The sequence below is a fragment of the Methylobacterium variabile genome (assembly GCF_001043975.1).
Taxonomy (GTDB): domain Bacteria; phylum Pseudomonadota; class Alphaproteobacteria; order Rhizobiales; family Beijerinckiaceae; genus Methylobacterium; species Methylobacterium variabile.
Genome location: NZ_LABY01000008.1, coordinates 1 through 25,747, shown reverse-complemented (window position 1 = coordinate 25,747; position 25,747 = coordinate 1). Strand labels below are relative to the sequence as shown.

Here is a 25,747-nt window from a genome sequence, read left to right as displayed (position 1 = left end):
GTCTGCGACGCTCGCTGGTCTGCGACGCTCGCTGGTCTGCGACGCTTGCCGGTCCGCGGGCCGGGTGATAGGCGCCGGGGCAGCCACGACGACGCGCTTCCCCGGACACCTCTCCCATGCCCCATCGCCTGCATCGCGGCGACTTGCCCGACGATTACGTGCCGGGCCCCGCCATCGCGGTCGACACCGAGACCCTCGGGCTCCAGCCCCACCGCGACCGCCTCTGCGTGGTGCAGATCTCCCGCGGCGACGGCGAGGCCGACCTGGTGCAGATCCCCCGGATCGGGCCCGAGCCGGTGGTGCTCAAGCGCGTGCTCGCCGATCCGGCGGTGACCAAGATCTTCCATTACGCGCGCTTCGACCTGGCGGTGCTCTCCCATCGCCTCGGCGTGATGCCGGGGCCGATCTACTGCACCAAGATCGCCTCGCGGCTCGCCCGCACCTACACCGACCGGCACGGCCTGAAGGACCTGGTGCGGGAGCTCCTCGGCGTCGAGCTGTCGAAGCAGCAGCAATCCTCGGACTGGGGCGCCGAGACCCTGACCCAGGCGCAGGTCGACTACGCGGCCTCCGACGTGCTCCACCTCCACGCCCTGCGCGAGCGGCTGGATGCGATGCTGGCCCGGGAGGAGCGCTCCGCCCTGGCGCAGGCCTGCTTCGACTTCCTGCCGACCCGGGCCCGCCTCGACCTGCTCGAGTGGGACGAGACGGACATCTTCGCGCACAGCTGACGGCGAGACCGCGCGGCGCCCGAGCGAAGAACGAGAGACAGAAGCCTGGCCGTTCTGCTACCCTGCCGGCCACAACTTCGACACCGGGCCGGTGCACGACCCGATGGCTCGAGAGACCCGCGCGCCCCCGCGCCGGGTCGGAGCGTGATGCAGGTGGCCAAGTCCTTGCTCGAAGCGGTCCCGTCCCCGGCCGGTCCGGCCCTCGATCCCCGGCGCCTGCGCGCCCACGCCCAGGCGCGCCGGCACAGCGCGCAGGTGCGCTGGCTGCGGCGCGCGATCCCCTTCGGGGCGGGCGCCGCAGGGCTCGCCATCGTGGTCGGCACCTGGCTCAACCCGTTCGGCGAGCTCGGCGTCTCGGTCAGCCTCGGCTCGATCGGCGTCTCGGGCTCCAAGGTGACGATGGAGAGCCCCCGCCTCTCGGGCTACCGCTCGAAGGACAACCGCCCCTACGTGGTCACCGCCAAGGCGGCGCTCCAGGACGTGAGGAAGCCCTTCGTCATCGAGTTGCAGAACATGCTCGGCCGCCTCACCACCGACGAGTCGGGCGGGCTCGCCCATATCGAGGCGACGGCCGGCATCTTCGACACCCAGAAGGAGGCGCTGGACCTGAGCCAGCACATCCGCCTGTGGACCGACAAGGGCCAGGAGGCGCGGCTGACCTCGGCCCATGTCGACTTCAAGGCCGGCACGATGTCCTCGCGGGAAGCCGTCACCGTCACGATGCCGACCGGCTCGATCAAGGCCGACGGCCTCGACGTGACCGAGAACGGCAAGACCATCTCCTTCGTCGGCAACGTCAAGGCGGTCTTCTCCAGCCACGACCCCTCGCAAGACTCCTCGGAGCAGGATCCGCGTCTGCGGACCACCGAGGCCCAGATCAAGGACGATTGAGCCGTGCGTCCCCGTCTCCCGGCCCTCGCGGCGCTCGGGTGCCTCACCCTCGTCGCCCTCGCCCTCCCGTCCGGTCTGCGGGCCGAGACCGCGCCCCCCGTTGCCAAGAAGAAGGAGGCCGGCTCCGGCTTCGGCGCCTTCGGAAACGGCACCGGCAAGGAGCCGATCAAGATCGACGCCGACCGGCTCGACGTGTTCGACCGCGAGAACAAGGCGGTCTTCGCCGGCAACGTCGTGGCGGTGCAGGGCGAGAGCACGATCCGCTGCTCCAGCATGACCGTGCACTACCAGCGCAAGGAGAAGGACCCGAAGGGCAAGGCCGCCGAGGGGAAGGGCGCGGATGCCCCCGCCGCCGAGGCCAAGCCCGAGCCCAAGGGCGCAGACCCGACCGACGGCAGCGCGATCCGTCAGGTGGTCTGCGCCGGTCCGGTCACGGTCGTGTCGAAGGACCAGGTCGCCAGCGGCGACAACGCGGTGTTCGACCGGGTGGCGAATCGGGTCGTGCTGACCGGCAACGTGGTGCTGAGCCAGTGCCAGAACGTCACCCGCGGCTCGCGCCTCGTCTACGACATGAATACCGGCCGGGCGAACATGGACCCGGTGGCGGGGGGGCGCGTCTCCGCGATGTTCGTGCCGGGCGGCAAGGACGACAGCGCCAAGGGCAAGCAGGCCGGCTGCCCGCAACCGCCGGCCCAGGCCGGCAAGGCGGCGCCGAAGCCGCGGGCGCAGGCGGGGAACTGAGGACGATCTCTCCCTCTACGGGACTGTCGGGTCTGAACCCAATCGGCTTGACAGTGCGATTGGCTGCTGAGGGTGGTGAGCAGGCTTTAACACCGCGGCCAAAACCAGACGCTCCGCTTTGGTCCGGAACAGCCGTTGAGCCGGTGCTCGCGCATCACTGAACGCGACCATCACTCCCGGACGAGACCGGGCAGCGTCGCAAGCGAAGCGGCGAGCGCATCCACCAGCATTCGGACGCGTTTGATGCGCGTGCGACCGGGCACGACGAGCAGTGAAAGGGGTACAGGCTCGAGCGTGAACTCAGGCAGGATCTGCTCGACCATCCCGGCCGCCAGCAAATCGTCGATGAGCCAGACATGCGCTGCCGCGATCCCGCGCCCCTGGGCCAGAGCCTCGCGGGCCGCCAAGCCGTGATCGACCCAAAGGTGGCCGTCGAAAGGAATACGGACCGCCAAGCCATCCGATCCGCGCAGGGAAAGCATCGCGCTTCCGGCGACGTTGCTCATGCGGATCGAGGTGTGGCCAGCCAGATCGTCGGGCGTCTCAGGCCGCACCCGCTCTGCGAGATAGGCGCGGGATGCCACCAGGATGCGGCGAGATCGGCCGATGGTTCGGCACTGCATGGTGCTGTCGGGGAGGGGGCCGAGCCGGATCGCGACGTCGACTGCCTGCTGCACAAGGTCGATGCGCGCATCAGACAGGCTGAGATCCACCACGATCCCCGGATGGCGATCTTGGATGGAAAAGAGCATCCGGCAGACGTGGCGGACCCCAAGAGCCGCGGTGCAGGAGATGCGGATTGTACCGGTCAGGCCCCCGCTGGCGCTTCGCGCCCCGTCCGTCGCCTCGTCCACCAGCCGCAGGATGGTGCGCGCCTCGGCGTGGTAACGCTGCCCCTCGTCGGTGAGAGTGATGCGCCGGGTCGTCCGGTTGAGGAGCGTGACGCCGAGTGCGCTTTCGAGTTCCGCCACGTGTCGCGAGACGGTCGATTGCCCCACGCCCTGCTCACGTGCCACAGCCGACAGGCTGCCGCGTTCGGCGACGCGCACGAAGCTGCGCATCCGCTCCAGTGTAACGCCCGATCCATCCATGCAGCGGCATGATCCTATCCGTTACCCTCAGCTACCGGATGGATCGAGCTGCGCCTAGCTTCGCGGCTACCTCCTTCGGTGAACCGCGCGCATGAAGATCCTCGTCGTCTCCGCCCATCCCGATCCGGCCTCTCTGACGAACGCCCTGCGCGATGTGGCGGTGGCCGAACTCCAGGCCGATGGTCACGCGGTCCGCGTGACCGACCTCTACGCGATCGGCTGGAAATCCGAGGTCGACCGGCTCGATTTCCCCGCCTTGCCCGCCTCGGCGCGCCTGCGGGTGCCCGCTGCGTCGGGTGAGGCCTTCGTCACCGGGAGCCTGACGCAGGACGTCGTCGCCGCACAGGAAGACCTGCTCTGGGCGGACGCGCTCATCCTGGCATTTCCTCTCTGGTGGTTCTCCATGCCGGCGATCCTGAAAGGGTGGATCGATCGGGTCTACGCGTTCGGTTTCGCCTACGGCGTCGGCGAGCACAGCGAAACGCGCTGGGGCGATCGCTACGGGGAAGGCACCCTCGCAGGTAAGCGTGCGATGCTCATCGTGACGGCCGGAGGCTGGCCGTCCCACTATGGTCCCCGGGGGATCAACGGTCCCATCGACGACCTGCTCTTCCCCATCCACCACGGGATGCTGTTTTATCCGGGCTACGACGTGCTGCCGCCGTTCGTGCTGTATCGCGCCGACCGGACCGACGCGGCGACGTTCGACGAGACAGCGACCGCACTGAAAGGCCGGATGCGAACCCTGTTCGAGACGCCGCCCATCCCGTTCCGCCGCCAGAACGGCGGAGATTACACGATCCCGTCAATGGAGTTGTGCCCGGAGCGGGTCAGACCGGACCTCACCGGTTTCGCCGCCCATATCGAGCGGCCGGATCATAACGTTCGCCAAGTCGAATGCCGAAGCTGATGACGGGACGGCAAGGCCCAAAATCTGGGTTTCGGCCCCTGCTCCGTGGGCGGCCTGCAAACGGACCTTCCTAGGGTCCGCACGGGGTCGAGAGCAGACCCGCACATATGGTCAAGTTAACTGGGTTCATCTCTGAGTCCAGATGTCGCAGAATTCCTTCTCTCGCGTCGGAGAGGAGCACCTCGCTTTACTTTGAAATATCCCTGCAGACCGTGACGGCCCGGCGATCGTCCCGCCGGGCCGTCTCGCTTCGATTACGCCGACATCAGCGGCGTCCCCGCCTCCGCGGTGCTGTCGGCCTCGACCGCCACGCCCTCGCTCCCCTGCGCCTCGACCACGGCGGCGGCCGTGATGTTGACGATGCCGCGGGCCGTCACCGAGGGGGTGAGGATGTGGGCGGGCTGCGCCGGCCCGAGCAGCAGGGGTCCCACCGGCAGCGCGTCGGCGAGCATCTTCGAGAACTGGAACGCGATGTTGGCCGCGTCGAGGTTCGGCATGATCAGCACGTTGGCCTCGCCCTTGAGGCGCGAGCCCGGCAGCACCTTGTCGCGGATCTCCTGCGACAGGGCGGTGTCGGCGCCCATCTCGCCGTCGACCTCGAGGTCGGGGGCGCGCTCGCGCAGGAGGTTCAGGGCCTGCCGCATCTTGCGGGCGGACGCCGTGTCGAACGAGCCGAAATCGGCGTGGCTGACGAGCGCGATCTTCGGCGACAGGCCGAAGCGACGGGCGGTGTCGCCGCAGGCGATGGCAACGTCGGCGATCTCCTCGGCGCTGGGGTCCGGCCGCACGTGGGTGTCGGCCAGGAAGTAGGCGCCCTTCGAGGTGACGATCAGGCTGAGCGCCGCGAAGTCCCGGGCGCCCGGCGCGAGGCCGATGATGTCGCGGATCACCCGGAGCTTGCTCTCGAACCGGCCCTCGAGGCCGCAGATCAGCGCGTCGGCCTCGCCCCGGCGCACGGCCAGCGCCCCGATCACCGCGGTGTTGGTGCGCACCAGCGTGCGGGCGGCGTCCGGCGTGATGCCGCGGCGCCCGGCGAGGTCGATGTAGGTCTGGACGTAGGTGCGGTAGCGCGGATCGTCCTCGGGGTTGATCAGCTCGAAGTCGCGGCCAGGCTGGATCGAGAGGCCGAAGCGCTTCAGCCGGGTCTCGATCACGTTCGGGCGGCCGATCAGGATGGGCTTGGCCAGCCCCTCCTCGACGATCGCCTGGACGGCGCGCAGCACCCGCTCGTCCTCGCCCTCGGCGTAGACGACCCGGCGGGGATCCTCCTTGGCCGCGGTGAAGACCGGCTTCATGATGAAGCCGGAGCGATGCACGAACCGGTCGAGGGACTCGGCGTAGGCCTGCACGTCCGGCAGCGGCCGCTTGGCGACGCCGGAATCCATCGCCGCCTGCGCCACGGCGGGGGCGATGCGCAGGATCAGCCGCGGGTCGAACGGGCTCGGGATCAGGGAGTGCGGCCCGAACGGCCGCGCCTCGCCGCCATAGGCCCGGGCGACGACGTCGGACGGGGTCTCGCGGGCGAGCCCGGCGATCGCCTTCACGGCCGCCGCCTTCATCTCCTCGTTGATCGTGGTCGCGCCGACGTCGAGCGCGCCCCGGAAGATGTAGGGGAAGCACAGGACGTTGTTGACCTGGTTCGGGAAGTCCGACCGCCCGGTGCAGATCATCGCGTCCGGCCGCTTCTCCTCGGCGAGGTTCGGCATGATCTCCGGATAGGGGTTGGCGAGCGCCATGATGAGCGGCTTCTCGGCCATCCGCTCGAGCATCTCCGGCTTGAGCACGCCGCCGGCGGAGAGGCCGAGGAAGACGTCGGCCCCCGGGATCACCTCGGCAAGGGTGCGGGCCTGGGTGTCCTGCGCGTAGGCCGACTTCCAGCGGTCCATGAGTTTTTCACGGCCGCGATAGACCACGCCCTCGATGTCGGTGACGAAGATGTTCTCGCGGCGCGCACCGAGCGAGACGAGCTGGTTGAGGCAGGCGAGCGCCGCCGCACCCGCACCGGAGGTGACGATCTTGACGTCCGCGATCTGCTTGCCGGCGAATTCGAGCCCGTTGAGCACGGCGGCCGCGACGATGATCGCCGTGCCGTGCTGGTCGTCGTGGAAGACCGGGATGTTCATCCGGGCCCGGCAGCGCTCCTCGACCTCGAAGCACTCCGGGGCCTTGATGTCCTCCAGGTTGATGCCGCCGAAGGTCGGCTCGAGGGCGGCCACGACGTCGACGAGCTTGTCGACGTTCTTCTCGTTGAGTTCGATGTCGAAGACGTCGATGCCGGCGAACTTCTTGAACAGGACCGCCTTGCCCTCCATCACGGGCTTGGAGGCGAGGGGGCCGATGTCGCCGAGGCCGAGCACGGCGGTGCCGTTCGAGACCACCGCCACCAGGTTCTGGCGCGCCGTCAGGGTCGCGGCCTCCTCGGGATCGGCGGCGATCGCCTCGCAGGCGGCGGCGACGCCGGGGGAGTAGGCGAGGGCCAGGTCGCGCTGGTTGCCCAGCGGCTTGGTCGGCTGGATCTCCAGCTTCCCGGGCCGCGGATGACGGTGGTAGAACAGCGCTCCGCTCTTCAGATCATCCGAAATGTTGCTGCTCACCGCGCTCTCTCCCCGGATCGCCCAGTTGGTCGGGTCCGCCATCCCGCCCGCGACTCACGACGGTGCCCGCGGGTGAGGGATTTCCTGCACCGCCTGCGGCAGGGGCGCAACCCTCACAACGAGACCCGCCTGCATCTGGCCAAGCTCGCCGGACGCCACGGCTTCCGGATCGCGCCCTTCTCCTACGGCAGGCCGAAGGTCCGTTTCCCCGAATCCGGCGCGAGACTGACGATCGGCCCCTACTGCTCGATCGCCGACAAGGTCGAGATCCTTCTCGGCGGCAACCACCGCACCGACTGGGTCTCGACCTATCCTTTCGCGGCGATGCGGGGCCTGTGGCCGGACCTCGACGCGCCGGAGGCGTACCACGCCACCCGGGGCGACGTGGCGATCGGGGCCGACGTCTGGCTTGGCTCCGGCTGCATGATCCTGTCGGGGGTCACGATCGGCCCGGGCGCCGTGGTGGCGGCCCGCGCCGTGGTGACCCGGGACGTGCCGGCCTACGCCATCGTCGCCGGCAACCCGGCCCGGGTGATCCGCCACCGCTTCCCGCCGGAGATCGTGGCGGCCCTCGTCGCGACCGCCTGGTGGGACCTGCCGCCGGAGCGGGTGCGCACCCTGGTGCCGCTGCTTCAGAGCGGCGAGGCCGAGGCCCTGGTGCGGGCGCTCGGGGGAGGGGACGCGCTCACGCGATGATCCAGCTCACGCGATGATCCAGGTCGCGACGAGGCCGGCGGTCGCCGCGAAGGTCACCGCCACGGTCGTCCAGCCGAGCAGGTTGGTGAGCCGGCCGTTGACCCGGTCCCCCATCATCCGGCGATCGTTGGTCATCAGCATCATCAGGAAGAGGAGCGGGGGCACCGAGACGCCCTGCACCACCCCGGACCAGACCAGGGCCCGCATCGGGTTGAAGCCGAGGAAGTTCAGGCCCACCGCCACCACCGTCACCGCCGCGATGGTGCCGTAGAACAGCTTCGCCTCGCTCGGCCGCGCGTGCAGGCTTCCCTTCGCGCCGACGCCCTGCACCAGGTCGTAGGCCGCCCCCGTCGTCATCACCGGCACCGCCAGGAAGCCGACGCCGACGACGCCGAGAGCGAACAGCACCTTGGCGCCGGAGCCCGCCAGGGGCTCGAGGGAGGCCGCCGCCTGTGCGGCGCTGTCGATCGCAGTCTGGCCGGCGGGGTGCAGGGTCGCGCCGGTCGACAGGATGATGAAGTACAGGATCAGGTTCGAGAACAGCATCCCGGCGATCACCTCGCGCCGGGTGCGCCGCAACTCGCCGTCGGTCGCGCCCTTGCGCTGCTCGAGCCGGTGACGGCCCTGGCCGATCTCGTCCTCGACCTCCTGGTTCGACTGCCAGGTGTAGATGTAGGCCGAGAGCGAGGTGCCGATGCAGGCCACGATCATCGCCAGGGCCTCGCCGTCGAGGGTGAGGCTCGGCACGAAGGTCCGGTACAGGACCTCGCCCGGATCGGGCCGGGCCATCACGGCGGCGGCGACGTACGCGAAGAGCGCGAGCGCCAGCCAGCGGAAGAGGCGGCGCAGGAGCGCGTAGGAGCCGAAGATCTGGAAGGCCAGGATCACCGCCGCCGCGATCGTGACGATCAGCGGCACCGGCAGCGGCACCAGCAGGTTGAGGGCGGCGCCGATGCCGCCGAGATTGGCCGCCGCCTCGATGACGTTGCCGGTGAAGGCGCCGAGCACGGTCGGGTAGAGGACCCAGCGCGGGTAGCGGTCGCGCATGGCCGCGAACAGGCCCTTGCCGTAGACCTGTCCCAGCTTGGCCGAGACGTAGACCACCACCACCATCATCGGCAGCAGGACCGGGGCGATCCACAGGAAGCCGAGGCCGAACTTCGCGCCGGCGCTGGCATAGGTGCCGATCGCCGAGGGGTCGTCGTCCGCCGCCCCGGTGATGACCCCGCCACCGACGAGGCGCAGGAGACCGGAGCCGCTGGATCGCGGCGGGCCGTCCTGGGTGCGGGAGCGGGACGCGGACGGAAGCGGATCGACTGCGCGCGGGCGGGAAACGGAACCGTGCTCTGACATGCCCCCTCGGAGTATCGAACGACACCGAGGGCACAACAGGCCGGGCCTTGCCGGGTTCGCAGCGCCGCGACCCTCCGGACGATTCACCGCGCCGCGCGGCGGGCGGAGGTCAGGGTCAGGCCGTGCGGCGCAGCGGGTAGGCGGGCATCGTCACCGCGGCCGGGGCCCGGTCCTGGGCCACGATCACTTCCGGCACCCCGGCGGCCTCGGCGGTCTCGAACAGGCCGACGAGGCGGGGATCGTCGGCCTCGGCGTTCGAGGCGATGACCACCGCATCCATCCAGGCCGCGATCGCGCTCACCAGCGGCCGGGTCTGCGCGGCGAAGCCGTCGTCGAGGCAGGCGATCACCCAGTCATAGGCCTCGCCGAGGGCGTCGAAGGTGAGCCCGAGGGTGTCGCGCCCGGCGATCAGCGCTTCCGGCTCGCCGCCGCCGCGGCCGATCAGGTTCAGGCGCGGGCCGGCCTCGGGCTGGATCACGGCCGTGAAGTCGGCGCGCCCGGCGACGAGGTCGGTCAGGCCCGGCTGCGCGCTGCGCGGGCCGTCGAGGCGCACCAGGAGGGCGCGGCCGTGCAGGGAGGCGACCCTGCCGAGGCTGCGGGCGAGGCCGTCGAGGTCAGTCTCGTCGCCGGTGCCGATGAGGAGCACCCGCCGGCCACCTCCCGCAGTCTCGATCGCGTCGAGCCGCGTCACCAGCAGGTCGAGGTCGTAGCGCGCCTCGAAGGGCGGCCGCGCGGCCGGGAGCGGCCCGGGCGAGGCCTGCGCCGCCGGGACCTCCGGACGGGAAGCGGGAGCGGGCATCGGGGCCGGATCGACGGCGACAACCGCCACCGCGGGCTCGGCCGGACCGGCGGCGGAGGCCGCCGCGGGCGCGGCCGCACCGGCGGCCGGCACCGGCGCGAAGAGGGCGGCGGTCGGCGGCTCCGCCTCGGGCCGGCGGGCCGGCGGGCGGCCGCGGCCGGGCGGGTCGCCGGCGAGGAGCGCCTTGGCCACCACGGCGCCGATGGCGAACAGGAAGGCGATCACGGTCGCGAAGGCGACGATCGGCAGCTTCTTGGGGAAGGAGGGCAGGTCGGGCACGATCGCGCGGGAGACCACGCGGGCATCCGCCGGCGCCGCGCTCGCCGCGTCGCGGGCCGCGGCCTCGCGGAACCGGCCGAGATAGGATTCGAGCTGCTCGCGCTGGGCCCGGGCCTCGCGCTCCAGGGCGCGCAGCTCGACCTCGGCGCCGTTCGCCTTGGCGACCACGGTGCGCTGGGCGTCCACCGCCGCCTGCAGGCTCTCGACCCGGCTGCCGGCGATGCGGGCGTCGTTCTCGAGCGCCCGCACGGTGCGGTCGGCGGCGGCGCGGACCTGCGCCTCCAGGCCTTCGAGCTGGGCGTTCAGCTCCTTCATGCGCGGGTGCTGCGGCAGCAGGGTGCGCGCCTCGAGGGCGAGCTGGGCCTTGAGGCCGATGCGCTGCTCGACCAGGCGCCGGATCAGCTCGTTGTTGGCGACGTCCGGGATCTCGAAGCCGCGGCCGTCCTTGATCATCTCGCGGATCAGCTTGGCCTTGGCGCCGGCATCGGCCTGGGCGGCCCGGGCCTGGGTCAGCTGGGTCGAGAGCTCGGCGAGCTGCTGGACGGCGAGCGGCTGGTTGCTGGTGCCGCCCCCGACGATCAGCCCGTTGCGGGCCCGGAAGGCCTCGACCTTCGCCTCGGCCTCCGAGACCCGGCTGCGCAGGGTCTCGATGTTCGAGCCGAGCCAGGTCGAGGCGTAACGGGCGGTGTCGACCTTCGCGGCGGCGAGCGAGGCGAGGTAGAGGTCCGCGATGGTGTTGGAGGCGCGGGCGGCGAGCTCCGGGTCCTTCGAGCGGAACTCGATCGTGAGGATGCGCGACTTGCCGGCCGAGTAGACCAGCAGCCGCTCGAAGTACTTCTCGAGCACCCGGTCGAGCGGGTCGCGGTCGAGGGGGTTCTGCGCCAGGCCGAGCATCACCAGCACCTGCTGGAGGCCCCCGACGCCCTGCACCATGGGGTCGAACTCGGGGTTGCCGACGAGGCCGAGGCTCTTGATCGCCTCGCGGGCGATGTCGCGGGACATCACCACCTGGACCTGGCTCGCCACCGCCTGCTCGTCGATCGGCTGGGGCAGCTCGCCCCGGTCCTGCTGCAGGCGGGTCAGCGCGCTGTCGCGGCTCTCGAGCAGGAGCTTGGATTCCGCGGTGTAGCGCGGCGTCACCACCTGGACGAAGACCACCGCGAGCCCGAAGGCCGCGACGGTCGGCAGCAGGACGGCGAGCCAGCGCCGGCGCAGCAGGCGGCCGACGTCGCCGAGGGTCAGGCCGTCCTCTCCGGCCCAGCCGGCGTCGTCGGGGCGAGGCGTGCCGGTGCCGGCTTCCTTGGCGCCGGATTCCTTGGCACCCTTGCGGCTCCGGCCGGCGAGGCGGTCGGGCAGGCGGGCGTGCGACCGCTCGGCGAAGGGGAAGACGCGGGGCATTGCGGACCGTCGGTCAGGAGACGAAAGGCCGGCCCAAGCCGGGCCTTGGCGCGAGAACACCCGATTAAGGTTGCGGCGTAGTTAAGGACCGACCCGCGACGGCGACCCGGGTCAGCACAGGCGCTGCGGGTCAGACTTCATTAACCATGGCGTCCTAGACCGAGCAGGAAGACCTTGCCGACACGACTTGGACTGGCCGGAAGCGATGAACCGACGCGCCCTTCTCACAGGCTTGGCGATCACCTCGGCGACCGCGCTCGGGCTCGGCGGCTGCCTGCGGCCGGAATACCGCACCGCTCTCCTCGACGAGACCGGCACGGGCTCGATCGGCGCCGCCTACTCCCTCGCCGCCGGCGACAAGCTGCGGGTGATCGTGTTCGGGCAGGACAACCTCTCGAACATCTACGCGGTGGACGGGGCCGGGCGCATCGCCCTGCCGCTGATCGGTCCGATCCGCGTCGCCGGGGGCAGCACCGCCCAGGCCGCCCGCGCCATCGAGGCACGCCTTCGCGACGGCTACGTCCGCGAGCCCCACGTCACCGTGGAGGTCGACGTCTACCGGCCGTTCTTCATCCTGGGCGAGGTCACCACCTCGGGCCAGTACCCCTACGTGAGCGGCATGACGGTGGAGACCGCGGTGGCGATCGCGGCGGGCTTCGGCCCGCGGGCGGCCCGCGACTACGCCGTGCTCACCCGCGAGGGGCCGGGCGGCCTCGTCTCCGGCATCGTGCCGATGACCTATCCGGTCCGCCCCGGCGACACGATCGTGGTCAAGGAGCGCTGGTTCTGAGACGAGCCGGAACGGAGCAAGTCTTCGACTTGCGCTGACCGCCGATTAACCACGCGCTCATCGATCGAGACCGGGAGTGGTCTTCCGGCCGCTCCCTTAACCCGCCGGCCACGGAGCCCGGGCGAGATGGAGGCCGCCGCGCGCCGCGGCGCCGTCATCGAGCCGGGATCATGCACGTGGCCGCGTCACCTCTCCGCATCGTCGCAGACCCCGCAGCGCCGAACGTCGCGGAGGCGCCGCGCCCCGCGCCGGCCCCGCGGGAGCGGATCCTGCACGTCTTCCGGGCCCCGGTCGGCGGCCTTTTCCGCCACGTCCTCGACGTCGCGCGGCTGCAGGTGGCCGCCGGGCACGAGGTCGGCCTCTTCTGCGACGCGAGCACCGGGGGCGCCCGCGCCGACGCGACCCTGAACGAGCTGGCGCCGCACCTCGCCCTCGGCCTGACCCGGCTGCCGATGCGCCGCAACCCGCATCCGAGCGACCTGACCGCGCTGGCGACGCTCGCCGGCCTCGTGCGCCGCTCCAGGCCGACGGTGCTGCACGGGCACGGCTCCAAGGGCGGCCTGTTCGCCCGCCTGGCGCTGACCGGGCCGGACGCGCGGCCCGTGCGGGCCTACACGCCCCACGGCGGCAGCTTCAACTACCGCCCGGGCTCGCCGCTGCACCGCCTCTACATGCTGGCGGAGCGCGTGCTCACGCTCCGCACCGACGTCTTCCTGTTCGAGAGCGACTACATCGCCGGGCGCTACCGGGCCTATGTCGGCCCCACCGACCGGCTGGTGCGGGTGGTGCACAACGGCATCGGCGCCGAGGAGTTCGCTCCCATCGCCCCGGCGGCGGACCGGTTCGACCTCGTCTATATCGGCGAGCTGCGCGAGGCGAAGGGCGTGCCGGTGCTGTTCGAGGCGCTGGCGCGCCTGCGTCGGGAGCACGGACGGAGCCTGACCCTCCTGGTGGTGGGCTCGGGCCCCGACGACGTCGCCCTGCGCAAGCGGGTCGCCGATCTGGGCCTGGCGCAGGCGGTGCAGTTCGAGCCGCCGCAGCCGATCCGTGCCGCCCTGAGCCGCGCCACCGTGATGGTGGTGCCCTCGCTCGCCGAGTCGCTGCCCTACGTGATCCTCGAGGCCGCGGCGGCGGCGCAGCCGCTGGTCTCGACCGATGTCGGCGGCATCCCGGAGATCTTCGGCCCGGCCGCCCCCGCCCTGGTGCCGCCGCGGAACGCCGCCGCCCTGGCGGAGGCGATCCTGCGCAAGGTGGACCAGGACCCGGAGCTGCGCCGGGGCGAGGCGGCGGCCCTGAGCGCCTTCGTCCGCTGCCGCTTCTCGATGAACCAGATGGCCGAGGACGGGCTCGCCGGCTACGCCGCCGCGCGGGCCGGGCGCGGCGACGCCTGAGCCGGCCGGGCTCGCCGGTTCTCCCGGATTTTCAACCAACCCGTCGCGATCGCCTTAAGCCTTCCGTCAGGGCTGTCAGGCAGGCTTGCGGGTCAACGCCCCCGACGCGGGGCCCTTTCGCCGCGACGCATTACCGGAAGCCGTGTCATGAGTGCGTTCGACGTCCGCGACATCCTCAAGACCGTGGCGGCCGAGCAGGGCGGGCCGCTCGGCCAGACCGGCCAGGGCCGCGAGGCGGTGCCGCCCGCCGAGACCCTGGCCCCCGTGCGGCCGGACTCGGTCGTCTCGCCGGTGGTCTTCACCGGCTGCGTCCGCGCCATCGAGTTCGCCCTCGTGGCCCTCGCCGGCCTGTGCGCCCAGCGCTGGCTCCTCGCCGGCGTGGTGCCGCTCCACCTCGGCTACGTCGGGGCGATCCTCGGCCTCGCCGCCCTCAACGTGCTGGTGCTCCAGGCGCTCGGCGCCTACGGCATCCGGGCGTTCCGGGCCTTCTTCAGCGTCGGCGCCCGGGTGGTGCTCGGCTGGTCGCTGGTGATGCTGCTCGCCGCCACCGTGCTGTTCCTCGCCAAGCTCGGCGACCAGTACTCGCGGCTGTGGCTGGTGAGCGTGTACGGCGCGGGACTGGCGCTGCTCGTGGCCGAGCGCCTGATCCTGTCGATGGTGGTGAGTTCGCAGATGCGCCGGGGCCGCTTCGACCGGCGCGTCGCCATCGTGGGCGGGGGCGAGCCGGCCGAGGCGCTGATCCGGGCAATCGAGGCGCAGGCTGATTCCGGGCTGAAGGTCGTCGGCCTCTTCGACGACCGCAGCGACGGCCGCTCGGCCGACGTGGTCGCCGGCTACCCCAAGCTCGGCACCGTCAGCGACCTCGTGACCTACGCCCGCCGCACCAAGCTCGACCTGATCGTGTTCACGCTGCCGATCTCGGCCGAGGCGCGCATCCTGCAGATGCTCGCGAAGCTCTGGGTCCTGCCGGTCGACATCCGCCTCTCGGCCCACGCCTCGAAGCTGCGGCTTCGCCCGCGCAGCTACTCCTATCTCGGCTCGGTGCCGGTGCTCGACGTGTTCGACCGGCCGATCGCCGACTGGGACGTGGTGGTGAAGGGCGTGTTCGACCGCGTGGTCGGCGCCCTGCTGCTGGTCCTGCTCTCGCCGGTGATGCTGGCGGTCGGGATCGCCGTGAAGCTGTCCTCGCCGGGGCCGATCTTCTTCCGGCAGAAGCGCCACGGCTTCAACAACGAGGTGATCGACGTCTACAAGTTCCGCTCGATGTACATCGACCAGTGCGACTACACCGCCGCCAAGGTCGTCACCAAGGGCGACCCGCGGGTGACGCCGGTCGGCCGCTTCATCCGCAAGAGCTCCCTCGACGAGCTGCCCCAGCTCATCAACGTGGTGAGGGGCGACCTCTCCCTGGTCGGGCCGCGCCCGCACGCCCTGCAGGCCAAGGCCGCCAACACCCTCTACGACCAGGTCGTCGACGGCTACTTCGCCCGCCACAAGGTCAAGCCCGGCATCACCGGCTGGGCCCAGATCAACGGCTGGCGCGGTGAGACCGACACCAACGAGAAGATCCAGCGCCGGGTCGAGCACGACCTGTACTACATCGAGAACTGGTCGGTGTTCTTCGACCTGCAGATCCTGGCGATGACCCCGCTGGCGCTGTTCAAGACCGAGAACGCGTACTGACAGACCAGGCGCGCCATCGACGCGTCGATGGCGCGCTGAAGGGATCGTGCCGATTCGCGCCGGTCCCCGATCCGCGTCACACCACGTGGTCCGGCGCCAGGGCGCAGGCCGGTCCCCCCGCCAGCTCGACCTGGAGGGTGACGTGCGCGATGCCGAAGCGGCCCCGCAGCTCCCGGGCGCACTCGTTCAGGAACGCGTTGCCGGGATGCCCGTCCGGCATCACCAAGTGGGCGGTCAGCGCCGTCTCGGTGGTGCTCATCGGCCAGACGTGGAGGTCGTGGACCTCCGCCACCCCCGGCCGCTCGGCGAGGCAGCGGCGCACCGCCGCCGGGTCGATCCCCGGCGGCACGGCGTCGAGGGAGAGCACGACGCTGTCGCGCAGGAGCCCCCAGGTGCCGGCGACGATCACCGCCACGATGACGAGGCTGGTCGCGGGGTCGATCCAGGTCCAGCCGGTCCAGGCGATCGCGAGGCCCGCCAGGACGACGCCCGCCGAGACCGCGGCATCCGCCACCATGTGCAGGTAGGCGCCGCGGACGTTGAGGTCGCCCTTGCGCCCCGAGGCGAACAGCCAGGCGGTGACGCCGTTCACCGCGATGCCGATCAGCGCCACCACCGTCACGGTCAGGCCCGGGACCGGGGCGGGCTCGCTGAAGCGCTGCACCGCCTCCCAGGCGATGGCGCCCACGGCCACCAGCAGGAACACCGCGTTGAACAGGGCCGCCAGGATCGACGAGGAGCGCAGGCCGTAGGTGAACCGCGCCGTCGGCTGGCGCTGGCCGAGGGTCGCCGCCGCCCAGGCGACGACGAGGCCGAGCACGTCCGAGAGGTTGTGGCCGGCATCGGCGAGCAGCGCCACCGAATCGGTCAGGAACCCGTAGACCCCCTCGATCAGCACGAAGCCGGTGTTGAGGGCGATGCCGATCGCGAAGGCCCGGCCGAAATTCGCCGGGGCGTGGACGTGGCCCGGGCCGTGAGCATGGCCCGCGCCATGGTGATGGTGGCCGTGACCATGCCCGTGATCGTGGTCGCCATGATCGTGCGCGTGGTCGTGGTGCTGGCCCATGCCGAATTCCTGATTCTCGCCTAATTCTCGCCTGGCCGGTCCGCCCGCGCGGTCGGCGCGGGCGGTCTGTTTAATCGTGACCCGCGGGACGGTGAGCCCCGCGGGACGCCGCATCACCCGGCCGCCAGCCGCAGGGCCGCCTGCGTCAGCGCCCCGTCCGGGCGGATCATCTGGTCGAGCACCGTGAAATGGTCGTCGCCGGGCAGGGCCAGGAGGTCGCCGGGCAGCCCGGTCCCGGCCCAGGCGGCCTGGTAGACCTGCGATTGCCGGCAGAGCTCCGGCAGCTCGTTCCCGCCATACGCCACGATGAGCGGCCCGGCCTGACCTGGAAGGTTCCGGATCGGCGAGAGCGCGACGACCTCGTCCTCGCTCAGGTGGAGGGCGTCGTCGAGCGTCGTGCGCCGGATCGGCGCGAGGTCGAAGATGCCGCTCACGGCGAGGCCGGCATCGACCTCGGGACACGTCATCGCGAGCGCCGCGAGGTGGCCGCCGGCGGACCAGCCCGACACGACGAGGCGGGGCGGGGCGGCAACGGCGCGCAGGGATGCCAGCGCCGCCGGGATCTCGGCGGCGAGCGCCGTCATCGTCGCCTCGGGGCAGAGGGTGTAGCCGATCATCGCCACGTCGAGGCCGCGGGCGAGGGGCCCTTCGGCCAGCGCCGAGAACCCGTCCTTGGCGTTGCGCTGCCAGTAGCCGCCGTGGATGAAGGCGAGGAGCGGGGCGCCGGCCTTGCCGCAGCGGAAAAGGTCGAAGCGCTGCCGCGGGCCGTCGCCGTAGGGGATGTCCAGCTCCCCCGGACGCGCGTCGCGGAAGGCGGCGCTGCGCTCGCGCAGGGCCGCCATGAAGGCGCTGCTGCCGGCGACCGCGCCGGAATTGTCGTAGGCCCTGCTCAAGGCGGCGCGGTCCATCCCGCGCCAGTCGCCATCCGCCATGGTCGGTCCTTCCCGGAAGCATCCGGCGCGACGATAGCGCAGAAACGAAAAGGGGCGGCCCCGCGCCGCGCGCAGGGCCGCCCCGTCCTGGGAAGGGTCCGGGGCCGTGGCCCCGGACCGTGGGTTACTCGGCGGCCTGGAGGGCCGGAACCGGGCCGGTCTGGTCGAGCGGCAGCGGGTTGCCGTCGAGGGCGGCCTTCAGGCGGTCCATGTCGACCTCACCCTCCCAGCGGGCGACCACGATGCAGGCCACCGCGTTGCCGATGAAGTTGGTGAGCGCGCGGCACTCCGACATGAAGCGGTCGATGCCGAGGATCAGCGCCATGCCGACGACCGGCACGGAGGGGACCACCGCGAGGGTCGCCGCCAGGGTGATGAAGCCCGAGCCGGTGACGCCGGCCGCGCCCTTCGAGGAGAGCATGGCGACGAGGAGCAGCAGGGCCTGCTCGCCGTAGGAGAGCGGGGTGTCCGTCGCCTGGGCGATGAACAGGGCCGCCATGGTCATGTAGATGTTGGTGCCGTCGAGGTTGAACGAGTAGCCGGTGGGAACCACCAGGCCGACCACCGGCTTCGAGCAGCCGGCGCGCTCCATCTTCTCGAGCAGCGAGGGCAGGGCCGACTCGGAGGACGAGGTGCCGAGGACGAGGAGCAGCTCCTCCTTGATGTAGCGGATCAGCTTGACGATCGAGAAGCCGTTGTAGCGGGCGACCGCGCCGAGGACGAGGAAGACGAAGATCGCGGAGGTCAGGTAGAAGGCGCCGACCAGGTAGGCGAGGTTGGCGAGCGAGGAGATGCCGTACTTGCCGATGGTGAAGGCCATCGCGCCGAAGGCGCCGATGGGAGCGACCTTCATGATGATGTGGACGACGCCGAAGATCGCCTCGGACAGGATCTTGATGAAGTCGAGCACCGGCTTGCCGCGCTCGCCCAGGAAGGCGAGTCCGAAGCCGAACAGCACCGAGAAGAACAGGACCTGGAGGATCTCGCCGCCCGAGAACGCACCCACCGCCGTCGACGGGATGATGTTCATCAAGAAGTCGGTGATCGACTGCGTCTTCGCCTTCTCGGCGTACATCGCGATCTGCTTCGGATCGAGCGACTTGGGATCGATGTGCATCCCCGCGCCCGGCTGGACGAGGTTCGCGACGATCAGGCCGACGATGAGCGCGAGGGTCGAGAAGGTGATGAAGTACACCAGCGCCTTGCCGCCGACGCGGCCGACCTTCTCGAGGTTGGTCATGCCGGCGATGCCGGAGACCACGGTCAGGAAGATCACCGGGGCGATGATCATCTTGACGAGCTTGATGAAGGCGTCGCCGAGCGGCTTCATGTCGGCGCCGAGCTGCGGGTAGAAGTGCCCGAGCGTGATGCCGATCGCGACGGCGACCAGGACCTGGAAGTAGAGGGTCCTGTAGATCGGCTTCGGGGCCGGCGGCGCGTGGGGCGCGGTCAACGGGGACGGGATCGTAGCCATCGGACGTTCTCCCTATATGGCTCTGTTGCGGGACGGGCGGATCGCGGCGGACCGCGGTGACGCTCTTGCTCTTGGCCTTGCGGCGGGGTGACCTCGGAAGACCTGTCGCGGACCGGCTATGGGGCCGCGGACAGACACACTGGGAAGACCGGCCGCGGGCCGGTTGGGCCGCGGACAGACACACAATGGCAACCGGCGTGCCAGCCGGCCGGAAACCGAAATTTTTTCTTAAGTGTGGAACAATAAAAGGATTTTCATGACGCAGGAGGAGACAGCCCGCTCGCCCCTTCCGGCGCGCCGCAATGCGGGCCGGGACGCCGTGCGGATTTCCGCACCGGCCCGGGTTCGGCCGTGACCGGCTGGCGCGCGCTGGCGCACTCCCCGGCGCTGCCCTGGCTCCTCAGCCTCGCCGCGGTGCTGGCGGCGGCCCTGCTGGCGGGCCGGTACGCCGAGCGGGCGGCCCTCGCCGACCTGCGGCGCTCGGCCTCCTCGACCCTGGCGCTCCACGTCGCCGGCCTGCGCACCGAGATGCAGAAGCAGGGCTCCCTGCCGCTGGCGCTGGCCAGCGATCCGGAGATCACCGCGGTGGTCGGGCCCGGTCCGGACCCGGCCCTGCTCGCCCGGGTCAACGACCGGCTGGCCGAGATCGCCCGGGCCTCGGGAGCGGCGGTGATCTACGTCATCCGCCAGGACGGCACCGCGGTGGCGGCGAGCAATGCCGGGGAGCCGGGCAGCTTCGTCGGCGCGGTGTACGCCTTCCGGCCGTACTTCCAGCAGGCGCTGGCGGAAGGGGCGGGGCGGCAATTCGCCCTCGGCACCGTCAGCGGCCGGCCCGGTCTCTATCTCAGTCGCCGGGTCGCGGGTCCGGGCGGGCGGACCGGCGTGGTGGTGGTCAAGGTCGAGTTCGACGGCATTGAGGCCGCTTGGCAGGCCGGCCGCGAGACCGTGATGGTCACCGATCCCCGCGGCATCGTCCTGGTGGCGAGCGAGCCGGCCTGGCGCTTCGGCGCCCTGCGGCCGGTTCCGGACGGGGAGCGCCGTCTGATCCGCGAGCGGCTCGAGTTCGGCGACGCCGCCCTCGCCCCCCTGCCGATCCACCCCGTGGCGGACGGCAACGGCCTGGTCCGAATCGGCAGCGGCGCCCTGCCGGCCCGCCTGGCGCTGCCCCTCGACGCCCCGATCCCCGGCACGACCTGGCGGCTCCATACCCTGACCCGCGTCGGGGTGGCGGTGGGCCGCGAGCGCGTCCAGGCCCAGGTCATCGCCGGGCTGATCGTCGCCCTCGCCTGCCTCGGCCTCGCCGAGATCGTCGGGCGCCGCCGGCGCCTGCGGGAGAGCCTGTCGGAGGAGGCGGCCCGGCGCGCCGAGCTGGAGGAGCGGGTGCGGGAGCGGACCCGGGCCCTGACCGAGGCCAACCAGAAGCTCAAGGCCGAGATCGCCGAGCGGCAGCGCACGGAAGCCGAGCGCCAGCGCCTCGGGCGCGAGCTCGCCCATGCGGGCCGCCTGGCGGCGCTTGGCCAGTTCGCCGCCAGCATGGCGCACGAGATCAACCAGCCGCTGGCGGCGATCCGCTCCTACGCCGACAATGCCGGCATCCTGATCCAGCGCGAGCGCCTGCCGGAGGCGGCGGAGAACCTCTCGGCCGTCGGCCGCCTGACCGAGCGCATCGCCCTCCTCACCCGCCAGCTCAAGGGCTTCGCCCGCAGGGCCTCGGGGCGGCGCGACCCGGTCGCCCTGTCCGCGGTGGTGCGGGCGAGCCTCGAGGTGGTGGAGGTGCGCCTGACCGGCATCGACCTCGCCCTCGCGCTCCCCGAGCCCTCGCCCTACGTCCTCGGGGAGGGGCCGCGGCTGGAGCAGGTCGCGGTCAACCTGCTGCAGAACGCCCTCGACGCGGTCGAGGGCGCCAAAAATCCCCGCATCACCGTGACGGTGCGGGTGGAGGGGGAGCGCGCGGTGCTGGAGGTGGGCGACAACGGCGGCGGGCTGCCGGACGGGGCGAACCAGGTCTTCGACGCGTTCTTCACCACGAAGACCAACGGCCTCGGCCTCGGCCTCGCGATCTCGCGCGGCATCGTGGAGGAGTGCGGCGGCACCCTCTCGGCCGGTCCCTCGCCGGAGGGCGGCGCCCTCTTCCGGGTCGAGCTGCCGCTCGCCCCCGCGGCGGCCCAGGGCGCCGCCACGGCGCAAGGAGCCGCCGCGGATCAAGGAGCCGCCGCATGAGCCATCCTGCCGGACGCGTGGTCTTCGTCGACGACGAGGAGGAGGTGCGGCGGGCCAACAGCCAGAGCCTCGACCTCGCGGGCTTCGCGGTCGAGACCCATGCCGACGCCGAATCGGCCCTGCGGGCGATCCTCGCCGAGCCGCCCGACGTGGTGGTGACCGACGTACGCCTGCCGGGGATCGACGGGCTCGGCCTCTTCTCCGCCGTGCAGGAGGCGGATCCCGAGCTGCCCGTGATCCTGATCACCGGCCACGGCGACATCACCATGGCGGTGCGGGCGATGCGGGGCGGGGCCTACGACTTCCTGGCCAAGCCCTACCCGGCCGAGACGCTCGTCGCCTCCGTGCGCCGGGCCCTGGAGCGCCGCCGGCTGGTCCTGGAGAACCGCACCCTCCGGGCCCGCCTCGACGCCGCGGTGGCGGAGGATCCGGCCTTCCTCGGCGTCTCGCCGGGGATCACCCGCCTGCGCCAGTTCGTGCGCGAGGTCGCGGAGGCCGACGTCGACGTGCTGGTGCTCGGCGAGACCGGCTCCGGCAAGGAGGTGGTGGCGAGCGCGCTGCACCGCTGGAGCCGGCGGGCCAAGGGCAACTTCGTGGCGATGAATTGCGGCGCCCTGCCGGACACCGTGGTGGAGAGCGAGCTGTTCGGCCACGAGGCCGGCGCCTTCACGGGGGCACTGAAGAAGCGGGTCGGGCGCATCGCCCACGCCGACGGCGGCACGCTGTTCCTCGACGAGATCGAGAGCATGGCGCTCACCATCCAGGTCAAGCTGCTGCGGGTGCTGCAGGAGCGGGTGGTGGAGCCGCTCGGCACCAACGCGATCCAGCCCGTCGACATGCGGGTCGTGGCGGCGACGAAGATCGACCTCGGCCAGGCCGCCGCCCAAGGAACGTTCCGCGACGACCTGTACTACCGCCTGAACGTGGTCTCGGTGGCGATCCCGCCCTTGCGCGAGCGGCGCGAGGACGTGGCGCTCCTGTTCGAGCACTTCCTGCGCAAGGCCGCCGCCCGCTTCAACCGCGAGGCGCCGCCGGTGACGCCGGCGATCCGCGAGCATCTGAGCCGGCACGACTGGCCCGGCAACGTGCGCGAGCTCGGCCACTTCGCCGAGCGCTGCGCGCTCGGCCTCACGCCCGCCGGCCCGGCCGCGGCCGAGCCCGCCCGGCCCGCGACGCTCGCCGAGCAGATGGACCGCCACGAGCGCGGCCTGATCCGCGACGAGCTGATCATGGCCGGGGGCGACGTCCGGGTCGCGGCGGAAGCCCTCGGCACCCCGCGAAAGACCCTCTACGACAAGATCGCCCGCCACGGCCTCGACCCGAACGACTACCGCTGAGGGGCGCCGCACGCCGATCAGACCGCGGGCACGACGGCCACGGCCTTGAAGAACGTGTAGCAGAAGGTGCCGTCCGGGTCCGCCGCGCGCAGGAGGCCGCGCAGGCCGGCATCGAACGCGGCCTCCTGCGTGAGCCCCGCGTGGACGGCCTCGTCCCGGATGCCCGCCACCATCGCCGTGAAGGTTCGGCGGATGAAGCCTTCCGCCAGGGCCGGCCGGGATCCGTCGACGTAGACGAGGCGGGGCGAGACCCGCGCCTCGGCGAAGCCCGCCTGCCGAAGGAGCGGCGCGAGGCGACGGCCGATCTCCGCGTCGCCGCCCGCCGCGCGCTGCAGCACCACCTGGCAGGCGATGGCGGCCCGCGCCGCAGCGTCCTCCGGGTGGAGCAGGACGGAGCCGTGGTCGCCCTCGATCACGGTCAGGCTCCCGCCCGGGCGCACCACGCGGCGCAGCTCCGCCAGGGCGGCGGCGGGCTCGGGCAGGTGCTCGAGCACGAAGCAGACGAAGGCGTGGTCGAACGCCGCGTCCGCAAAGGGCAGGGCGCGAAGATCCGCCTGCCGGAAGGCCGGCAGGGGCAGGCCGGCGGCCGCGATCCGGGCCCGCCCCTCGGCGAGGGAGGCGGCCGCGATGTCCACGCAGGTCAGCCGGATGCCCGGGTTGCGCCGCAGGAGCGGGAGCGTCTGGGCTCCGACGCCACTGCCCGCCTCCAGCACCGTGCAGCCCTCCGGGAACCTGCTGTCGTGGTGCAGCAGCGTCTCCAGCGTCGCCGCCTGATCGTGCAGGCGCGCCTGCTCCCCTGCGTCATAGCCGTGAACGTAGCCGTGCTCCGGACCGTCCCGCATCGCTGCCTCCGTCTCTCGGCAGCCATCTCGCGCGAGCCGGCCGGGCCGGTCTTGAACGGGATTGCGGCTCAGGCGAGGGAGGCGCGGTAGCGGGCCGGCGTCACCCCGAACTGGCGCATGAAGGCACGGGACATGTGGCTCTGATCCGCGAAGCCGGCCTCCGCTGCGGCCTCGGCAGGCCTGCGCCCGGCGGCCAGGAGCCTGCGCGCCAGGCGGACACGCTGCTGGATCAGGTAGGCGTGCGGCGTCGCACCGGTGGCGCGGGCGAAGCCGCGCAGGAGCTGAAAGCGGCTGACACGCGACAATCCGGCCAGTTCCGCCAGGGTCGCGGCCTCCCCGGGCGCGTCCTCCAGACGCTGCAGCGCCCGGGCCACGAAGGGCGGCGGACCGGGCCGCGGCGCCGGGCGGCTGCCGTAGCGGGCGAAGAGGTGCATCAGGGTCCGCACCATTTCCTCCTCCACCGCGAAGGCGTCCGGCCGGGCGGCGGCGATCTCCGAAAAGAGCCGGGTGAGGCGCCCGGCGAGAACCGGATCGCGCAGCGCCGGACGGGCGATCTCGACCTCCCGGGGTAGCTCCTCGTGCAGCAGGTCGGCGAGGCGCACCGGATCGAGGTAGAGCATCTGCCAGGACCGGGGCCGGGCCTGGATGGGGAGGCCGTCGTGGATCTCGCCCGGATTCACCGTGATGACGTCACCCGCGAAGGCCTCGACGGCACCGACACCGCTCCAGGACCGGTGGCCGCCATCCAGGACGACGCCGACGCCGCACTGGTCGTGGGCGTGCCGCGGGAAGGTGCGGTCGGACGAGATCGCGACCGCCTCGAGCCCGGGCAGGCCGGAGCAATATTGGTATGCCCGGTGCCTCTCCTCCGTCATGCGCGGCCGTCCTCATACGCTTTCCGGCTGACTGCTTCAGGCGACCGCAGTGCGGTCACTCTCGCGAGGCGGACGCGGCGTCGCTCAGGCGCCGAGGGGACCGGTGATCCGGCGCGGATGCTCCTTGAAGAACCGCCACATCTCCCGGCCCGCATCGGGCCCGGCCGGGTCGGTGTAGCTGCCGGCCGGGCTGCCGCCGGACCAGGCGTGGCCGGAGCCGCGGACCAGCCAGTGCTCGATGGCCGGGCGACCGGAGGCGTCGGCGTAGAGGCTGCGCTCGAAGGCGCGGCCGCCCGGCACCGCACACTCCTCGCGCCGGATCAGCCGGCCGCCGGTGGCGGCGACCAGGGCGTCCCCGTTGCGCGGGTTCACGGTGGTGTCCCGGTCACCGTGGAACACGATGGTGGGAAGCGGGGCCGCGGCCCCGGCGGCGCCGTCGCGCATCGCCGCGAGCGCCCCCGGCAGGTCGCGGGCCGCCCCGGCGCAGAGGCCGGAATGCACGCCGACGGCGGCGTAGAGGTCCGGATAGGCCGCCGCGACGTTGGCCGCCGCGGCGCCCCCGGCCGAGAGCCCGGCGACGTAGACGCGCCGGGGATCGACGGCGTAGGCCGCCATCACGGCGCGGGTGATCCCGGCGATCAGGCCGGTCTCGCCGCGGTCCCGGCCCTGATCGGCGGGGCTGAACCAGTTCCAGCACCGGGCCTGGTTGGCGGCGGCGGTCTGGGCCGGGTAGGCGACCAGGAAGGTCTCGGCCTCCGCCACGTCGTTCATGCCGGTCCCGGCGGCGAAATCCTCCGGCGACTGGGTGCAGCCGTGCAGCATCACCACCAGGGGCACCGGCCGGCCGCGGTAGCCGCCCGGCACGTAGAGGCGATAGGCGCGCTGCCCCCCGGCGTTGCCGAAGGTCAGGTCGAGGAAGCGCCCGGATACCGGCGTCCCGGCCGATCCCGTGCCGCGCAGCCGGCCGAGCGCCTCCTGTCCTGCGTCGCGCAGATGCCGCGCGAGGCCCTCGGCCCGGCGGGTGATCTCGGCCAGGAAGCTGTGGCGCATGGTGCTCGGCTCCGTGGGGTCCCGGCGCTAGACTCGTCCGCTTCCCTTCCGTTGGGGAATCGGGCTCGCGGAGCCTGCCGGAGACGGCGTGGACCCGCAACGCAAAAGCCGGGCCCGCGAAGAGGATCGTCCGCCGGCGGCACAGGGCGCCGGAACGCGAAAAGCCCGGCCGTGAGGCCGGGCTTCGCGCCGTCCAGGGGACGGAACGTCGGTCTTAGTACGAGCCGAACTTGTAGTTCAGGCCGGCGCGGACGACCGCGAACTCGGTCTCGCGACGGTACAGGGCGGCCGGGCCGACCGACACCACGCTCGGCGACAGCACCGAGTACTGGGTGCCGTTGGCGGTCTGCGCGAACACGCCGTTGTTGCGGTTGCCCTGATCCAGGTTCACGTACAGGCCTTCGACCTTGAGGGTCACGGCCGACGAACGGAAGAAGTTCAGGAACGAGTCGGTGGGCAGGGCGTACTCGACGCCGCCGCCGACCGTCCAGCCGGTCTGGAACTCGTCGCGGCTGGAGTTCGGCAGGCCGAAGTCGCGACCACCGCCCGAGCCGTAGGCGAAACCGCCGGTGGCGTAGACCAGGGTGCGGTCCCAGGCGTAGCG

At 72.0% G+C, this 25,747-nt stretch carries 21 protein-coding genes; 10 read left to right on the top strand and 11 right to left on the bottom strand.

Features of this window, described 5'->3' with window-relative positions:
- Positions 1-116 precede the first annotated feature (116 nt).
- The 3 genes from VQ02_RS01120 (at position 117) to VQ02_RS01110 (ending at position 2,363) form a co-directional block, all read left to right on the top strand.
- A complete protein-coding gene (locus VQ02_RS01120; protein WP_048442309.1) occupies positions 117-731 on the top strand; it encodes a ribonuclease D in 615 nt (204 codons plus the stop codon).
- 147 nt (positions 732-878) lie between these two features.
- Positions 879-1,622, top strand: a complete 744-nt coding sequence (lptC, locus tag VQ02_RS01115) for an LPS export ABC transporter periplasmic protein LptC (RefSeq protein WP_048442308.1) — start codon at positions 879-881, stop codon at positions 1,620-1,622.
- A gap of 3 nt (positions 1,623-1,625) precedes the next feature.
- Positions 1,626-2,363 carry an LptA/OstA family protein gene (locus VQ02_RS01110; RefSeq protein WP_048442307.1) on the top strand — a complete coding sequence of 246 codons (738 nt, stop codon included), beginning with the start codon at positions 1,626-1,628 and terminating at the stop codon, positions 2,361-2,363.
- A 170-nt stretch (positions 2,364-2,533) separates the two neighbouring features.
- Here the strand turns inward: VQ02_RS01110 and VQ02_RS01105 are convergent, their stop codons facing one another.
- The gene (locus VQ02_RS01105) at positions 2,534-3,454 is read right to left on the bottom strand and encodes a LysR family transcriptional regulator (protein ID WP_048442306.1); all 921 of its coding nucleotides are present in this window, start codon (positions 3,452-3,454) and stop codon (positions 2,534-2,536) included.
- A gap of 91 nt (positions 3,455-3,545) precedes the next feature.
- Here VQ02_RS01105 and VQ02_RS01100 point away from each other — a divergent pair, with 91 nt between their 5' ends.
- A complete protein-coding gene (locus tag VQ02_RS01100) occupies positions 3,546-4,364 on the top strand; it encodes an NAD(P)H-dependent oxidoreductase (RefSeq protein WP_048442305.1) in 819 nt (272 codons plus the stop codon).
- A 254-nt stretch (positions 4,365-4,618) separates the two neighbouring features.
- Here the strand turns inward: VQ02_RS01100 and VQ02_RS01095 are convergent, their stop codons facing one another.
- On the bottom strand, positions 4,619-6,958 hold the full coding sequence (locus tag VQ02_RS01095) for an NADP-dependent malic enzyme (protein ID WP_048442314.1): 2,340 nt from the start codon (positions 6,956-6,958) through the stop codon (positions 4,619-4,621).
- Between the two features lie 84 nt (positions 6,959-7,042).
- On the opposite strand from VQ02_RS01095, the gene VQ02_RS01090 reads away from it, so the two are divergent.
- Positions 7,043-7,654 (top strand): CatB-related O-acetyltransferase, encoded by a 612-nt coding sequence (locus tag VQ02_RS01090; protein WP_048442313.1) that lies wholly within the window; start codon positions 7,043-7,045, stop codon positions 7,652-7,654.
- 6 nt (positions 7,655-7,660) lie between these two features.
- Here VQ02_RS01090 and VQ02_RS01085 read toward each other — a convergent pair whose 3' ends face one another.
- Positions 7,661-9,007: an Nramp family divalent metal transporter gene (locus tag VQ02_RS01085; protein ID WP_083468968.1), complete on the bottom strand. Its 1,347-nt coding sequence runs from the start codon at positions 9,005-9,007 to the stop codon at positions 7,661-7,663.
- 115 nt (positions 9,008-9,122) lie between these two features.
- The gene (locus VQ02_RS01080; RefSeq protein ID WP_083468967.1) at positions 9,123-11,483 is read right to left on the bottom strand and encodes a GumC family protein; all 2,361 of its coding nucleotides are present in this window, start codon (positions 11,481-11,483) and stop codon (positions 9,123-9,125) included.
- A 205-nt stretch (positions 11,484-11,688) separates the two neighbouring features.
- On the opposite strand from VQ02_RS01080, the gene VQ02_RS01075 reads away from it, so the two are divergent.
- The 3 genes from VQ02_RS01075 to VQ02_RS01065 all read left to right on the top strand — a co-directional run bounded on the left by VQ02_RS01075 (position 11,689) and on the right by VQ02_RS01065 (position 15,347).
- Positions 11,689-12,273 carry a polysaccharide biosynthesis/export family protein gene (locus VQ02_RS01075; protein WP_048442304.1) on the top strand — a complete coding sequence of 195 codons (585 nt, stop codon included), beginning with the start codon at positions 11,689-11,691 and terminating at the stop codon, positions 12,271-12,273.
- Positions 12,274-12,443: 170 nt separating this feature from the next.
- Positions 12,444-13,664: a glycosyltransferase gene (locus VQ02_RS01070; protein WP_048442303.1), complete on the top strand. Its 1,221-nt coding sequence runs from the start codon at positions 12,444-12,446 to the stop codon at positions 13,662-13,664.
- A gap of 147 nt (positions 13,665-13,811) precedes the next feature.
- The gene (locus VQ02_RS01065; protein ID WP_048442302.1) at positions 13,812-15,347 is read left to right on the top strand and encodes an undecaprenyl-phosphate glucose phosphotransferase; all 1,536 of its coding nucleotides are present in this window, start codon (positions 13,812-13,814) and stop codon (positions 15,345-15,347) included.
- A 76-nt stretch (positions 15,348-15,423) separates the two neighbouring features.
- Here VQ02_RS01065 and VQ02_RS01060 read toward each other — a convergent pair whose 3' ends face one another.
- The 3 genes from VQ02_RS01060 to VQ02_RS01050 form a co-directional block, all read right to left on the bottom strand.
- Positions 15,424-16,413, bottom strand: a complete 990-nt coding sequence (locus VQ02_RS01060) for a cation diffusion facilitator family transporter (RefSeq protein ID WP_048442301.1) — start codon at positions 16,411-16,413, stop codon at positions 15,424-15,426.
- Positions 16,414-16,526: 113 nt separating this feature from the next.
- Positions 16,527-17,345, bottom strand: a complete 819-nt coding sequence (locus VQ02_RS01055; protein ID WP_048442300.1) for an alpha/beta hydrolase — start codon at positions 17,343-17,345, stop codon at positions 16,527-16,529.
- Positions 17,346-17,469: 124 nt separating this feature from the next.
- Positions 17,470-18,819: a dicarboxylate/amino acid:cation symporter gene (locus VQ02_RS01050; RefSeq protein ID WP_048442299.1), complete on the bottom strand. Its 1,350-nt coding sequence runs from the start codon at positions 18,817-18,819 to the stop codon at positions 17,470-17,472.
- Between the two features lie 351 nt (positions 18,820-19,170).
- Here VQ02_RS01050 and VQ02_RS01045 point away from each other — a divergent pair, with 351 nt between their 5' ends.
- Together VQ02_RS01045 and VQ02_RS01040 are read left to right on the top strand one after the other, a co-directional pair.
- Positions 19,171-21,039: a sensor histidine kinase gene (locus VQ02_RS01045; RefSeq protein ID WP_048442298.1), complete on the top strand. Its 1,869-nt coding sequence runs from the start codon at positions 19,171-19,173 to the stop codon at positions 21,037-21,039.
- Positions 21,036-22,376, top strand: coding sequence for a sigma-54-dependent transcriptional regulator (locus VQ02_RS01040; RefSeq protein ID WP_048442297.1), 1,341 nt, complete (start codon positions 21,036-21,038; stop codon positions 22,374-22,376). Before VQ02_RS01045 ends, VQ02_RS01040 begins: the two co-directional genes overlap by 4 nt.
- 17 nt (positions 22,377-22,393) lie before the next feature.
- On the opposite strand, the gene VQ02_RS01035 is transcribed toward VQ02_RS01040, so the two are convergent.
- From VQ02_RS01035 to VQ02_RS01020, 4 genes are all read right to left on the bottom strand, one after another.
- Positions 22,394-23,218, bottom strand: a complete 825-nt coding sequence (locus VQ02_RS01035; RefSeq protein WP_048442296.1) for a methyltransferase domain-containing protein — start codon at positions 23,216-23,218, stop codon at positions 22,394-22,396.
- Positions 23,219-23,286: 68 nt separating this feature from the next.
- Positions 23,287-24,093: an AraC family transcriptional regulator gene (locus tag VQ02_RS01030; RefSeq protein ID WP_048442295.1), complete on the bottom strand. Its 807-nt coding sequence runs from the start codon at positions 24,091-24,093 to the stop codon at positions 23,287-23,289.
- An 84-nt stretch (positions 24,094-24,177) separates the two neighbouring features.
- Complete coding sequence (locus VQ02_RS01025) at positions 24,178-25,143, bottom strand: extracellular catalytic domain type 1 short-chain-length polyhydroxyalkanoate depolymerase (protein ID WP_083468966.1); 966 nt, start codon at positions 25,141-25,143, stop codon at positions 24,178-24,180.
- A gap of 214 nt (positions 25,144-25,357) precedes the next feature.
- A partial coding sequence (locus VQ02_RS01020; RefSeq protein WP_048442294.1) for an outer membrane protein occupies positions 25,358-25,747 on the bottom strand: 390 nt, incomplete at its 5' end.

What these genes read in the sequence shown, in the direction of transcription:
- VQ02_RS01120 (WP_048442309.1), top strand. Translation starts at nt 117, where the DNA reads ATGCCCCATCGCCTGCATCGCGGCGACTTGCCCGACGATTACGTGCCG.
- lptC (WP_048442308.1), top strand. Translation starts at nt 879, where the DNA reads ATGCAGGTGGCCAAGTCCTTGCTCGAAGCGGTCCCGTCCCCGGCCGGT.
- VQ02_RS01105 (WP_048442306.1), bottom strand. Translation starts at nt 3,454, where the DNA reads ATGGATGGATCGGGCGTTACACTGGAGCGGATGCGCAGCTTCGTGCGC.
- VQ02_RS01100 (WP_048442305.1), top strand. Translation starts at nt 3,546, where the DNA reads ATGAAGATCCTCGTCGTCTCCGCCCATCCCGATCCGGCCTCTCTGACG.
- VQ02_RS01085 (WP_083468968.1), bottom strand. Translation starts at nt 9,007, where the DNA reads ATGTCAGAGCACGGTTCCGTTTCCCGCCCGCGCGCAGTCGATCCGCTT.
- VQ02_RS01080 (WP_083468967.1), bottom strand. Translation starts at nt 11,483, where the DNA reads ATGCCCCGCGTCTTCCCCTTCGCCGAGCGGTCGCACGCCCGCCTGCCC.
- VQ02_RS01075 (WP_048442304.1), top strand. Translation starts at nt 11,689, where the DNA reads ATGAACCGACGCGCCCTTCTCACAGGCTTGGCGATCACCTCGGCGACC.
- VQ02_RS01070 (WP_048442303.1), top strand. Translation starts at nt 12,444, where the DNA reads ATGCACGTGGCCGCGTCACCTCTCCGCATCGTCGCAGACCCCGCAGCG.
- VQ02_RS01065 (WP_048442302.1), top strand. Translation starts at nt 13,812, where the DNA reads ATGAGTGCGTTCGACGTCCGCGACATCCTCAAGACCGTGGCGGCCGAG.
- VQ02_RS01060 (WP_048442301.1), bottom strand. Translation starts at nt 16,413, where the DNA reads ATGGGCCAGCACCACGACCACGCGCACGATCATGGCGACCACGATCAC.
- VQ02_RS01055 (WP_048442300.1), bottom strand. Translation starts at nt 17,345, where the DNA reads ATGGCGGATGGCGACTGGCGCGGGATGGACCGCGCCGCCTTGAGCAGG.
- VQ02_RS01050 (WP_048442299.1), bottom strand. Translation starts at nt 18,819, where the DNA reads ATGGCTACGATCCCGTCCCCGTTGACCGCGCCCCACGCGCCGCCGGCC.
- VQ02_RS01040 (WP_048442297.1), top strand. Translation starts at nt 21,036, where the DNA reads ATGAGCCATCCTGCCGGACGCGTGGTCTTCGTCGACGACGAGGAGGAG.
- VQ02_RS01035 (WP_048442296.1), bottom strand. Translation starts at nt 23,218, where the DNA reads ATGCGGGACGGTCCGGAGCACGGCTACGTTCACGGCTATGACGCAGGG.
- VQ02_RS01030 (WP_048442295.1), bottom strand. Translation starts at nt 24,093, where the DNA reads ATGACGGAGGAGAGGCACCGGGCATACCAATATTGCTCCGGCCTGCCC.
- VQ02_RS01025 (WP_083468966.1), bottom strand. Translation starts at nt 25,143, where the DNA reads ATGCGCCACAGCTTCCTGGCCGAGATCACCCGCCGGGCCGAGGGCCTC.